Below are 12,881 nucleotides of genomic sequence, written 5' to 3' on the forward strand. Positions count from 1 at the left end.
CGTTTCATTTCTTCGCAGCCGGCTTTTTATAATCCAGCTTCGCCGTAAAAGACAAGTTCGTCATCGTCCGCTCTTCGTAATTCACACCGTTCACCATCTTGAACAAATGATACGGCGTTTCCGATGCCAATTCGTCGAGTTCTTCAAGCTTTCGTCTCACAGCCATTTTAAACTGAAGCTCGTACGCCTTCCGCATCTTTTTATCGAAAATCTCTTTGCTGATGTCAATGACAATCGTGCTGCCATTGCTCAGCGTCACGAGTGTATGTTTGTCCTGTAAAATGTCTGTTGCATGGATGTGGCGCAGCGAAAACCAGATGCAGTCTTTCCGCGACGGCGATTTGCAGGGAAGCAGGATGATTTCCTTCTCATAATCCAAGATGATTGGATACATGCTGATTTTCCCGAGAATATCGTGCGCACCTTCCATTGCTCCACGCAGGCTCGTCCCCCGGTAGAGAAAATTCGTATCGATCAATTGATAAGGGCTTTTATCCGCCTCAAGGTAGCCATCCTTCCCACATACTAACGAATACAAATGGCCATTATTATAATGCGGCACAATCATCAGCGTGTCGGCCGTAATTGCATAATTCTTATTCATTCTCATCTCTAAATTTCCCCCTTTTGAATTAAACCCTTTATCAATCCAATAAAAAAGGAGTATACTAACAGGTAGTTGGTATACTCCAGCTAACAGCCTCCGGGTGATGGTCAGCCACGACTTTCACACCCGGGGGTTTCTTTTTGTTTTTAAGCTCTTTTTCACTTCTCACCTTCTTTCTGGAAATACAAGGAAGCGACGGAATTCAACTCTCATCGCTTCCTATCTTTTCCTATTTCTGTGATAAGTATATAGTCATCTTGAACTATTGTAAAACTATTTTTAAATTTTAAACTATTTTATTTTCTGCTCTTTTTTATGTTCGGAAATACTTATGAAATCACGCAAAAAACGGGCATTTTCGATTGATTTTCCCACCCCGTTTTCACAAATACCGCTCTTTTGAATAAATTCATTCAGGAAGCGTGTTATCAAAACCACACCGTCTTTTTCCAGAAATCTTTCTATAAATAAAAGGGTCCGACACCTCTCTTAAAAAAGTGCCGAACCATATTGTTATACAGAAATAGTCATAAAAGCTTTATACGCTAAATACAAAAATGCGAGAGATGATAAAACGCCTGCGAAATAAATAGGCAGCTTTAACTTCACTAAAATGTATCTTAATATGACAGCCGCAATTAAAGGCATGCCCACGACCAATAAAAGATTCATCAACAATTCATCCATGAATGGCTGCATCGGACTAAAATCCAATTCCATAATATCCCTCCTACTATTCATAAGAAATATCGGTAGGAATGAATCTTTTGTTTAACGGTTTATCAAAGAATTGTTGGTTTAATTCTCCAAGAAATGAATGATAGGAATGAGATCAACTTTTCACCTCAATAGCACAAGCTCCTATCGCTATAAAGGTATTTTCTCCTTGCTCTCGCAGATTATTCTTTACTTATTTAAATCAGCTTTCTAGCAGTACTCCCTAACTCTCCTTATCGATTCCTACTTATTATAGAAGGAAATTAAAAAGCTTTCCGCTTCTTTCGGTTGAAAGGAGCGGAGAGCTTTTTCTGTCTCGTTCATTTTTAAATCACTGCCTCCTTTCATTTCTCTTATATCGCGCTTCTATCGACACTATTTCCTTTTCTATCGACACTAATTCGATTTCTTCTTACACTAATTGCTTTTCTTCTTGCACTATCCCCTTTTCTTCTTGCACTAAGCTGATTCTGTGTGTAATCTCGCATCTTTTTGAATCCAGCCCAAAGCAATCCGAATTCAACCAAGTACGTACTGTAATCAACTTTGGGACACACGAAATCACCCCGCACTGTTTTTTTCGCTTTTCGCAAAGCGGAAAGCCGGTCTTAGGCAATTAGATTGTGCTTTCGGGCGAGTTCCTTGCAAAATTACTTGAGTTTCTCTCAACCAGTAAGGAGTTTCCCCCTAAGTCGCTTGAGTTCCCCTTAAACCGCTTTGAGTTTCTCGTAAATTCTTATTTCCGCTTTCCCCGCCCTTCTTCTATCCGAAACAGATTGACCACTACCAACAATAAAAAAACCGTCCCCAGAACCCAAAACGGATCCCAGAAACGGCTCTCTCATTCACTCACGTATCCAAAAAGTTCTTCCCAACCAACTCTCCAGCATGAAAAATAAATTCCGCTGCGAGCTTCACACCATTCTCCAAATCATCCAAATCCACAATCTCCACTGGCGAATGCGTATAGCGGGACGGAATCGAAATGACGCCGGATGAAACGCCGGTCGATGTCATATGGATCGCACCTGCATCTGTCCCGATGCCCATGAAGATTTCCGTTTGAACCGGAATCGCCTTTTCCTCTGCGACGCGCTTCAACAAACCGGTCACAAGCGGATGCGCAATCAACGATTTATCCGCAATCTTGATGCATGGACCTGCACCAAGCGTACGCGTGCCGGTCATCAATACATCATACGTATCGCTTGTCGGCGTCGTATCGATCGCCAGTGCAAAGTCCGGTTTGAAGGCCGGCGATAAGACGGATGCTCCCCGGAGTCCCACTTCCTCTTGCACCGTAAAGACACAGTAGACATCACCATGCGAACGATCCGGATTTCCCTTCAATAAAGAAATCAATTCGATCAACGTCGCACAACCCGCACGGTCATCCAACGCTTTCCCAACAACCCGGTTACGTCCCACTCGCTTCAGTTCACTGCCATAGCTGATCGGCTGCCCGACTCGCACACCCATTTCCAGCACTTCTTCGGCATTCGCTGCACCGATATCAATATAGAGTTCCCTGTGATTCGCAATCCGTTTCGGGTCGTCCCATTTCATGTAATGGGTCGACAAAGTCCCGATCACCCCATCTACATATCCATCCACACCTTTAATCTTCACCGACTGCGCATGCAAGATGCGCGGGTCGAATCCGCCTAGCAATTCAAAACGAAGCGTGCCGTTCGGTTCAATCTTTTTGACGATAAAGCCGATTTCATCCGCGTGCGCTGCAAGCAGGACCGACGGCATATTAGCATCCGTCGCATTGAGTTTAACAATCAGATTGCCCAAAGCGTCCACTTCGACTGAATCCGCCTGGTCCACTACTTTATCCCGAATATAGCGCTGGACGTCCTGTTCAAATCCGCTCGGTCCAACGAGTTCACAAAGTTCCTTCAACAATTGATACACAAAACCACTCCAAGCGTTTAGTTAGTCAAATACACGTCTGTCAGTAAATCATTGCTCATCGGATGCGGTACGTAGCCTTCCACGTAATCCGCCTGCGCAAGCGGCGGTGTCGTATAGGCAAGCATCGTCCACGGCGCATCTTTTTGGAACAATTGCTGCGCTTGTTTGTAAAGCTCAGTCCGCTTGTCCTGGTCGATCGTTTCACGCGCTTCCGTGATCAACGCCGTAAACTCTTCACTATCGTAAAACGCGATGTTTTGCGCCGGTTTCGTGATATTCGTGTTGCTCAAGTTCGGGTAAAGGAAGTTGTCTGGATCCGCCATAACGCCGGTCCAGCCGTAAAGCGCCATGTCGTGCTTCCCGGCACTTGTATCATCCAAATACGTCGCCCATTCCATCGACACGATTTCCGCTTCGATGCCCACTTCAGCTAAATCCGCCTGAATCGCTTCCGCAATCTTCATCGGCTCCGGCAAATACGGCCGCGGATTGCTCATCGTATACAGCTTCGTTTTGAAGCCATCTTCAAGCCCGGCTTCTTTCAATAAATTCTTCGCTTCTTCCACGTTGTAATCGTACTTCTCTAAACTGTCGTCATAGCTCCATAAAGAAGGAGGCAGCGGGCTAGTCGCTGTATCAGCGAGTCCGCTATAGAACGCTTCAACGATTTCCTCTTTATCAATCGCCATATTAATCGCTTGTCGAACCAGTGGATCGTCAAACGGTTCTTTCTCCATATTGAACGCCATATAACCGATATTGAAACTTGGACGTTTCAACAACTCAAACCCTTCCGCATCTTCGACAACCGTCGTATCCCCTGCATTCATTCCGTCCAGCACATCAATTTCACCTGTCTGCAAAGCATTCAAGCGCGCGGAGTTTTCCGGAATGACGCGATAGATGACTTTATCCAAATGCGGTTTGCCTTCCATCCAGTAATCTTCGTTTTTCGCTAGCGTAATCGTATCGTTGCGGTTCCAGCTTTCAAACTTGAACGGCCCCGTTCCAACCGGATTTTCATTCAAGGTCTCGCCGTATTTCTCAATCGCTGCCGGGCTCGCAATCCCGAACATCGAAATCGCTAGGTAACTCAAGAACGGTGCGGTTTTGCGCTTCAATTTGATTTCCAGCTCATAATCGTCATTTGCTTTCACGTATTCGATCAAATGATTCTCATCGCCTTTAAACCCGCCGTACAAGAACGGATAGTAAGCAAAATCCCCTTGGTGGTACGGGTTTTCCGGATCCATCCAGCGTTCAAAGTTGAACACCACTGCATCTGCATTAAAATCCGTGCCGTCGTGGAATTTCACGCCTTCACGAAGTTGGAACGTCCACGTCAAGCCGTCTTCACTCGACTCGTATTCCGTTGCAAGCTTCGGCTGCAATTCTAAATTCTGATCATACTCCAGCAATGTCTCAAAGATGTTATGTGTGACCCGGATCGATTCGCCGTCCGTCACATTGATTGGATCGAGCCCAACTGAATCCGCTCCGCGTCCGTAAACAAGCGTACCGCCTTGCTTATCGCCTTCAGCGGGTTCTCCTCCACTTTCTGTTTCACTTGCTCCTTCATTTCCGGAACAAGCTGCCAACAATAAAACCAAGATCAATCCGATTAAAAATGAACTATGTACTCTTTTCTTCATCTTGTCTGCCCCTTTCTTGTTGTGAATGTTTATAATAATACAATAATTACGAATAAATAACCATAGTATTCATAAAAATAATTCGATTTACGAATTAAAATTTTCATCATTTTCTTTATTTTTTCCTTTTTCATCTAATTTTTCCATCTTTGTTACATCAAAAGCGAATATTATCCCTTTAATTACACATATCGTTCATTTTTAACAAAAAGAGAGATACAGTATTTATGTATATTTTCATAGGTTTTTTTAAACGTTTCACTTGTTTTTCGTCCCCAAGGAAGTGAACTTCTTAATTCGTTTCTTTTTTTCACAAGCACTATGGATTCTCCATAACGGGTATACACTGGGGAAAGAACGAAACAGTGACGGAGCTAGAGACGATGCCGCAATTATCGACGAGATACTGGCAGAGATGGATGCCCAAGGCCTTGGAATCACGCTTGAACTTAGAACGGAATTGGAGATGGGGCATTGGAAAGTCAATGGCATTGATATCTTGGTGAGGGATTCGCTCCTGCAAGAATCGGTGATTGACCAAAAAATTTTCCGGTCAATGATGGCCGATGTGGTGGTCAAAGCGCCCCACCAAAAAGCCTTCATGAAGCTCATGCAATTCAATTTGGACGAAGGCGGCTACCTGGTCTTCAAACGGGGCAACACCATTTTGGAAGCCCGTTTAGAAACGATGGTCTATTCCATCAGCTCTAGCGGCTACAATGTGCGGCTTACTATTTACATGAAAGGATACGTATACCAAAATGAGAACCTAGAGAGGGAACGCATCCAAAAAGCAAAAGATGTTTGGACATATTTCGAGGGTAAGGGGTCATCGATCAAAGGCATCAAGAGCTTTTTCAATCAATGAGGAGGAAACAGGATGGGACAGCAAGTTAGGCATTCGTTGAAACTGGCTGGACTTATGATGCTTTGTCTCATGGTAAGCGCATGCAATCCAAACAAGCCCAAGGAGCCAGAGCCGAAAGCGGCATCCGGCAGTGACCGCTGTGAAGCAGCTGTGAGTGAAGTTGTCGGATCGGAGCTTACAGGTCCCGACAAAGAAGTGAGTCGCATGAAACAGGAAGTTGATGACATGTTGGAAGAATTTGATGAAAAATACGGTCATCTCGTACAGCATCCAGGCTATATGCAAAGCGGACCCGAGATAGATGCATTTTTTGCATATGCCCGGGAAACCTATAGGTCTTATTTTACGGAAAAGGGATATGTGGAATTCATCAATAGAGATTTTCCGGATGTTTTCAAGTTTCATCAGCATAATCTTGATTATTGGATGGATGCCGCCGTTTATGTGGAGAAAGTGGAGATAGAAGACACGGATCAGGAATTCAGTGCGTTCGACTTCACTGCTGAAGTAGAATATTCTACGCGAAGAGAAGGCGGCTCTTATGATTTTACCGGCTGGGCATTGTGTACGCCTGATGGGGTGATTTCACATTTGACTATGATCGACCTGGACGGATTAGCTGCCAGAATAGAGAGTGATCTATAAAGTTCGTCCCAGGGAACGGCACAACTCAAACTCCCTTCCTTTGAACCTAGCATCCACAGGAAGGGAGTTTTTTCATAAAAATGACGTGTATAGTTAATGTTCTCTTGAACCGGTTCTTTCCTAAAGTAAATTTTCCGTAAAATAAAAAAAGCGCTCCCTATAGGAGCTGCATCACTTGATTATTCTTCTGTCAATTCGACTACAAGACCTTTTTCTTCAGCTGATCCAGTGCCTTCTCTTAAGGCTTTTGCGAATTCTTCCTGGCTTTTAAAAAAGATGACCTCAGTATTGCGATGTTCCATGACTTTCACTTGATTTGCATGATTCATTGTTCTGCCTCCATCATTTAAAATATTTTGTGCGCTTTCGCTCGTATATTCTCTATTCCCAGTATATGAGTTGTTAAACATGTTCTATTTTTGTTTCCAGGAATCTACGTAACCTACGACAATCCCAGCTGCTGCATGAAAAGGAAAACTCCCTTCCATTGAACTTTGTGTTCACCGGAAGGGAATTTCTTAATAATTGCCATATATAGTTAGCGTTCTTGAGCATTATTTCTTTCCAAGGGAAGTGAATTTTAAAAGGAACTGTTTTTCAAATAATTGCACATTTCAAAACAAATCAGCATGTGTTCCTGTTCGAATGAATACGACTAAATCTTCTGAAGAGTAAAATTTGTAAACTAACAGCCAATCGCTATTGCGCCCGCCAATATGGCACTCCCAACAGTCGTTATAATCTTTTGTAGGCCGCAGTTTATGGGCACGGTAGATTTCTTCAGGCAGCTCAACTTCTTCTTCAATCATCTTCATTACTTTTTTTAATTCTTCCAAGTCATTACCGCGTTTGTTTAATCGTTTTAAATCTTTCTTAAACTGACTTGTCCAATTTGCAATTAGCATTACTCCAGGTCCTCAAGGACTTCGTCGAAAAGATCATCTACTGATTTTTGGCGATTTGATAAACCGCTTTTAACCAGCGCATCTGATTCCTCTATCGCCTTTAATGTCACTTCATTAAAACGAGCTTTCGTCGGCTGGAAAGGTAAGCCGTTTTCTGCAATCACTTGACGCAGGAATACGTTAATGGCAGTGCTTGCATCCATTCCGAGATCATTCAAAACTTCTACTGCTTGGCTTTTAACATCTTCATCAATCCGCACTTGAATAGTGGCTTTTTTTGTCTTCGTTAACAAGACACTCGCCTCCTTTTCTATATCCTAAATTATAATTATTTGTAATGACAATTGCAATACATTTGCATTACAAAAGCTTTTTGTTTTTTCAAGCAAGGGCACAATTCATGCCAATCTCGGTTGCTGCATAAAAAATAAAACGCCCTTCCAGTGAATCTTGTGTTCACCGGAAGGGCGTTATTTTAGGCAATTACCATGTATGATTAGAATTTTTCGGGATTTCTTCTTTCCCGAGGAGACCAGCCATCAGTCTTCTTCCCAACGGATCTCATCCAGCGGATCGACCATTTCCAGCTTCAGCTGAAATCCTTCGAACCTCGCGAGCATCTGGCCGATTTCTTCCCACTTGTACGTTTTGCCGTCCACTACCACGAACGGAATCTCTTCCCGGTCTTTATCATAGGCGATGGTCCCTGCTAAGCGATCGCTCACCAACTCACCGGCTAGGACAAACCGTTCGGCCAACCCCCGCTCAATCTTCGCAAACAATTCCAGCAGCAGCTCGCCTTGGTTCCCGTGCAAATCGCCCTCGATCTCAAACGCGCAATAGCCGGTTCCCTTCTCCACCGCTTCCATGAAAATGCCTTCCTGATCCAAACGCTTCTTCAAGTGAAATACATGTGGCTCCCCTTCGCCGTCTCGGATCGATACCGTTTCCGGATAGCTCTCCGCTTGTACGCCCAACTCTTTCGCCATTTCGCCGTTATAGCAATCCAGGCACATCTGCGCCTCCCCAAACCGGATAGAAACTTCCGCTTTATGGCAACTTTCACATACCATCATCCCAAGTTTCCCCTTTCACCCTCTGAATCTCGAACCACTTAAACTCTAGATTCCCCAACGACTCCCCAGCTTCCACGGTCTTTCTTCATCGTCTTCAGTTTATCATTCCAATAATCGACGTAGATACGGTCCGCTTCTGCTAAAGTGAAGAACTGACGGTGCTGCTCTTCGGTCAGGTAATAAGCGGGCAGTCCACTAATGCCGAGTCGCCTCGCTTTTGCGACGCGGTGATTGCCGTCGATCAACCGGAAAAACTCCGGGCGCATCCAAGCCATAATGACCGGCTTCGAAAGATCCGCCTGCGGAATAAAGTCTTCATCCAAATGCGCTGAGTCTGCACCTTGCCCCGGCGGTCCGATCTGCACAACGGACAGTTCCACTTGATCGAGATTTTCTTCAATCCAGCTTGCTGCGCGTGTGATATTCCACCTGAATGGATAGCCGCCCAAAGTTTCATCGCCCACAACCGGTTCGCACGGTTTGAAATTCGGATTCTCTTTTAGTTTCCTCATTACTTCTCCTCACTTCACATTATGTTTTCTATAGGATATCATATCTTCTTTTTTCGTTTCCTAGGAACAACACGATTTTAACAAAAGAATATTTAGACAATTCTTCTCACTTCACCTACAATGAAAAAGTAAGCCAGTTTAAAAGGAAAGAAGGGATTCCCATAAGCAATTACATTTACAGTGTCGGAATGTCCGGACTTACCGGACAAGTGATCCAAGTTGAGGCGACGGTGCGGGAAGATAAGGAGTCGTGCATTATTATCGGTCTGCCGGATGCATCAATCAAGGAGTCACGTGAGCGGATTTTGAATTGCCTGCATGCGCTCAAAGAAGATATCGATATGAAGAAAATCACGATCCATTTGTCGCCGGCGGATGTCCGCAAACAAGGCACGTCATATGATGCGGCGATGCTGCTGGCTGTTCTGCAGGCAATGGCGAAACACCCTGTGAAGATTCCGGATAAAACCTGTTTCATCGGCGCATTGACACTGAACGGCCAGCTGACGACGTTCCACAGCATGATCCCGACGATCCACCAAGCGATTCTGTTGGGCTTTAAACGCATCTACATTCCACCTATTGAAATCTCCCTTTTTGCGAAAGCTGCGGATATTGAATTGATCCGCATGCCGGACATGCCTTCGATACTTGCCCATTTAGCAGGCAAACCTTCCCTTTTTGATGATGACCTGTCTTTACTTGAAAATGAACCCGTTTACGAAGAAACCGAGAAGATCCCTCATGTCTGTTTTTCAGCAATCCGTGGACATGTTGAAGCAAAACGTGCACTTTTGTTGGCGGCAGCTGGCGGCCATCACCTATTGATGAGCGGACCTCCGGGCTGCGGCAAAAGCCTGTTGGCGAATGCATTCCATACGCTTTTGCCGGATTTGACGCATGACGAGGTGCTGGAAGTCTATAGCATCTACCAGCTGGCGAAGCAGCCGCGCTCTCTGTCCGAACGTCCGCCGTTCCGCGCGCCGCACCACTCTTCTTCTGAAGGGGCGATCATCGGCGGCGGCCGCTATCCGAAACCGGGTGAAATGTCGCTTGCGCATCGCGGCGTTTTATTTCTCGATGAACTGGGCCATTTCCCGCGCCGCGTCATCGATACGCTGCGGCAGCCGCTGGAATCCGGTTTTGCGGTGGTCAATCGCGTGGAAGGATCTGACCAGTTCCCTGCAAGCATCAATTTAATCGCAGCGACGAACCCGTGTCCCTGCGGCTATTACGGTGCCCGGGAGAATTATTGCGTTTGCGGCGACAAAGTACGATTGAAGTACATGCAGAAAATCACGGGGCCGATCATCGACCGCATCGATTTTGTGCTAGCGATGAAAAGCCAAAGCGTTTTGGATCAAACTACTGCCGCGACATCCGTTGACTTGCGGCAAACCGTAACAACGGCACGAGCCCGGCAACGGCTGCGCTACGGTTCGAATTACACGAACGCCATTGTGCCGGTTAAGTTATTTGAGGAGAAAGTCCAGTTTAGCGCGGCTCAACTGGAACGCATCGAAGCCGCCAGTTTCCAGGAAAATTTGAGCAGCCGAGCAACGCTGAAGATTTTGCGGTTGGCCCGGACGATTGCTGATGTGCTGGATTGCGACACGGTACCGGACGCGGCAGTGGACGAGGCGCTGAAATGGAAAATCAGTGCACGCCGGGCCCATCAGTCGCTGTTGAGATGACGCCTCGGCGCGAGTTCAATCCCAATTCCTATTACCACGTCATTATGCGCGGCAATAATTTTTAATCCTTAAAATTCTTCTCAAATCTCCAAGCGTCCTGACACATAGCAATAGTATCCCGCTTCGCTTTCCAACCCAATTCTCGTTCTGCCTTGGAAACATCACCATAGCAGGAAGCAATATCACCGGGGCGGCGTTCTGTAATTTCATAAGGAATATCGATTCCGGTTGCTTCTTCAAAAGCTTTCACTAATTCTAATACACTAGTACCTTTACCGGTTCCTAGATTATAGACCTTGACACCATCAGTAAGATTATTTAATGCAGCCAGGTGGCCATCTGCTAAATCTGCGACATGAACATAATCGCGGACTCCTGTGCCGTCGGAAGTTGGATAGTCGTCTCCGAAGATTTTTAATCCTTTCAATTTACCTTTGGCTACTTGAGTCACATAGGGCATTATATTATTTGGAATACCATTTGGCGCTTCTCCAATCAATCCGCTTTCATGAGCACCACCAGGATTAAAATATCTGAGGATCGATACAGAAAAATCCAGGTTTGCTTGAGCAATATCTGTTAAAATACGTTCACTCATCGCTTTCGTTTCACCATATGGATTCGTCGTTGGCAAGAGTTTCATCGTCTCTGTAAATGGTACAACAGGATTGTCTCCATATACTGTCGCCGACGAGCTGAAAACAAATTTGTTCACATCGTATTTGAGGCAGGCATTGGCAAGAACCATCGTACTGACCAAGTTATTATAATAATAAGCTTGTGGCTTCTCTACAGATTCACCAACTGCTTTATGTCCAGCAAAATGAATGACAGCATCTATCTTATGATTTTTAAAAATCACTTCAACAGCTTGGGCATCTGTAACATCAATTTCTCGGAATTGCACTTCTTTATCTGTGATCCTTGAAATATTTTCCACCGTTTCAAGCCTACTGTTTGAAAGGTTGTCTGCAATTATCACCTTGTGACCTGCTTCCAGCAAAGCAATGGATGTGTGAGAACCTATATAGCCCGCTCCGCCAGTTACTAGTATATTCATTTAGGTCTTGCCCCCTAAAAATTTTTACTGCTTTAATGCTCTTAATCTTTCATTATTTTCTTTATAATGATTAATTCAAAAAAATAAATTAAAACTTCTAATTATTTCTTAATACTTCATCATATATCTCTTCATATTCTTCTAAAACATTTTTTAATAGATATGGTTGAATAAACTCTTTCGATTTTTCGCCCATTGTTCTTCTAGTATTTTCATCTTTTAATAATTTAATGAAAGCATTTACAAGTTCTTCATTTTTATTTTGATTTACCACATAGCCATTTTCATTGTGAATTATTAAATCTCTTAATCCCCTGGTGTTACTCACTATACAAGGAACTTTATTTATCATTGCCTCCATAATACTTTTAGGTAAACCTTCACGATATGATAATAAACTTAGTATATCTGTTATTTGAAGCAATTTATTTACGTCATTTCTTTGCCCTAAAAAAATGATTCCTTCGATTTCTTCGGCTAGTATCTTTTTTTCTAATTCTTCTTTTAGCACTCCGTCACCTATAATCAAAAGCACAGAATTAGGGACTTTTAATTTTATTTTATTCCAATTTCCAATTAAATAGCGATGATTTTTATTTTCATTTATCTCTGCTATATATGAAATGATTAAATCGTTTTCTTTTAATCCCAAGTTTTGTTTGTATAATTTCTTATCAAATACTTCTTCGTCTAAAGAATTCTGTTCTACTCCTACACCATGTACTAAATAAACATTTTCTTTTTTATATCCCATATTAAGTGCACGATTGTAATCTTCATTATTTATAGTAATTAACGCATCCGTCCATTTAACAACACTTTTTTCCGCCGGATAGTAAAGGAGCCAATTTAATAAGGGAGCACCTTTATAAAAATGAAAACCATGTGCTGTATAAATAATTTTTCCATTACCATATTTTTTATAAGCAAACCTGGTTAAAAGAGATGCTACAGGTGTATGAACATGTATGAGATCAAAATCTTCTTCTTTTATAAGCGTTTTTAACTCCCTCAAAGCTTTCAGATTTTGAGCATTAAGTGGACTTCTAGCAAAGGGGATATCATAACAGGGAATACCATGTTTTAGTAACTCTTTTCTAGAAAATGTATCACTTGCCGCTGCCGCATATACTTCATAACCTTTGGATTTTAAAAGCAACATAAAAGGAATGTGAAAAAATTCCAAATGTCGATAAATTGAAGCTACAAAAAGAACTCTCATATT

General features: G+C 43.4%; 14 protein-coding genes. 3 read left to right on the forward strand and 11 right to left on the reverse strand.

Annotation, left to right across the window (positions count from 1 at the left end; all coding sequences use genetic code 11):
- Window positions 1-4: 4 nt before the first annotated feature.
- From NFU07_RS04930 to NFU07_RS04945, 4 genes are all read right to left on the reverse strand, one after another.
- Window positions 5-610, reverse strand: a complete 606-nt coding sequence (locus NFU07_RS04930; RefSeq protein ID WP_251475429.1) for a competence protein ComK — start codon at window positions 608-610, stop codon at window positions 5-7.
- A gap of 510 nt (window positions 611-1,120) precedes the next feature.
- Entirely contained in the window at window positions 1,121-1,327 is a 207-nt protein-coding gene (locus NFU07_RS04935) for a hypothetical protein (RefSeq protein WP_251475431.1), read from the reverse strand.
- A gap of 846 nt (window positions 1,328-2,173) precedes the next feature.
- On the reverse strand, window positions 2,174-3,244 hold the full coding sequence (locus NFU07_RS04940) for a M42 family metallopeptidase (RefSeq protein ID WP_251475433.1): 1,071 nt from the start codon (window positions 3,242-3,244) through the stop codon (window positions 2,174-2,176).
- A gap of 17 nt (window positions 3,245-3,261) precedes the next feature.
- On the reverse strand, window positions 3,262-4,896 hold the full coding sequence (locus tag NFU07_RS04945; RefSeq protein WP_251475435.1) for an ABC transporter substrate-binding protein: 1,635 nt from the start codon (window positions 4,894-4,896) through the stop codon (window positions 3,262-3,264).
- Between the two features lie 283 nt (window positions 4,897-5,179).
- Here NFU07_RS04945 and NFU07_RS04950 point away from each other — a divergent pair, with 283 nt between their 5' ends.
- Both NFU07_RS04950 and NFU07_RS04955 read left to right on the forward strand, forming a co-directional pair.
- Window positions 5,180-5,764 (forward strand): hypothetical protein, encoded by a 585-nt coding sequence (locus NFU07_RS04950; RefSeq protein ID WP_251475437.1) that lies wholly within the window; start codon window positions 5,180-5,182, stop codon window positions 5,762-5,764.
- A 12-nt stretch (window positions 5,765-5,776) separates the two neighbouring features.
- Window positions 5,777-6,409 (forward strand): hypothetical protein, encoded by a 633-nt coding sequence (locus tag NFU07_RS04955; RefSeq protein WP_251475440.1) that lies wholly within the window; start codon window positions 5,777-5,779, stop codon window positions 6,407-6,409.
- A 179-nt stretch (window positions 6,410-6,588) separates the two neighbouring features.
- Here the strand turns inward: NFU07_RS04955 and NFU07_RS04960 are convergent, their stop codons facing one another.
- The 5 genes from NFU07_RS04960 to NFU07_RS04980 form a co-directional block, all read right to left on the reverse strand.
- Entirely contained in the window at window positions 6,589-6,738 is a 150-nt protein-coding gene (locus tag NFU07_RS04960) for a hypothetical protein (RefSeq protein ID WP_251475443.1), read from the reverse strand.
- A 285-nt stretch (window positions 6,739-7,023) separates the two neighbouring features.
- A complete protein-coding gene (locus NFU07_RS04965) occupies window positions 7,024-7,314 on the reverse strand; it encodes a type II toxin-antitoxin system RelE/ParE family toxin (protein WP_251475445.1) in 291 nt (96 codons plus the stop codon).
- The gene (locus tag NFU07_RS04970) at window positions 7,314-7,607 is read right to left on the reverse strand and encodes a type II toxin-antitoxin system RelB/DinJ family antitoxin (RefSeq protein ID WP_251475447.1); all 294 of its coding nucleotides are present in this window, start codon (window positions 7,605-7,607) and stop codon (window positions 7,314-7,316) included. The genes NFU07_RS04965 and NFU07_RS04970 overlap by 1 nt, the downstream gene beginning before the upstream one ends.
- A gap of 246 nt (window positions 7,608-7,853) precedes the next feature.
- Window positions 7,854-8,390: a DUF7713 domain-containing protein gene (locus NFU07_RS04975; RefSeq protein WP_251475449.1), complete on the reverse strand. Its 537-nt coding sequence runs from the start codon at window positions 8,388-8,390 to the stop codon at window positions 7,854-7,856.
- Window positions 8,391-8,428: 38 nt separating this feature from the next.
- On the reverse strand, window positions 8,429-8,902 hold the full coding sequence (locus NFU07_RS04980; protein WP_251475451.1) for a ParB N-terminal domain-containing protein: 474 nt from the start codon (window positions 8,900-8,902) through the stop codon (window positions 8,429-8,431).
- Window positions 8,903-9,075: 173 nt separating this feature from the next.
- On the opposite strand from NFU07_RS04980, the gene NFU07_RS04985 reads away from it, so the two are divergent.
- The gene (locus tag NFU07_RS04985; protein ID WP_285835948.1) at window positions 9,076-10,596 is read left to right on the forward strand and encodes a YifB family Mg chelatase-like AAA ATPase; all 1,521 of its coding nucleotides are present in this window, start codon (window positions 9,076-9,078) and stop codon (window positions 10,594-10,596) included.
- A gap of 61 nt (window positions 10,597-10,657) precedes the next feature.
- Here NFU07_RS04985 and galE read toward each other — a convergent pair whose 3' ends face one another.
- Together galE and NFU07_RS04995 are read right to left on the reverse strand one after the other, a co-directional pair.
- Complete coding sequence (gene galE / locus NFU07_RS04990) at window positions 10,658-11,656, reverse strand: UDP-glucose 4-epimerase GalE (protein ID WP_251475456.1); 999 nt, start codon at window positions 11,654-11,656, stop codon at window positions 10,658-10,660.
- A gap of 97 nt (window positions 11,657-11,753) precedes the next feature.
- A complete protein-coding gene (locus NFU07_RS04995; protein WP_251475458.1) occupies window positions 11,754-12,878 on the reverse strand; it encodes a glycosyltransferase family 4 protein in 1,125 nt (374 codons plus the stop codon).
- Between the last annotated feature and the right edge of the window lie 3 nt (window positions 12,879-12,881).

The organism is Planococcus sp. NCCP-2050 (assembly GCF_023708025.1).
Taxonomy (GTDB): Bacteria; Bacillota; Bacilli; order Bacillales_A; family Planococcaceae; genus Planococcus.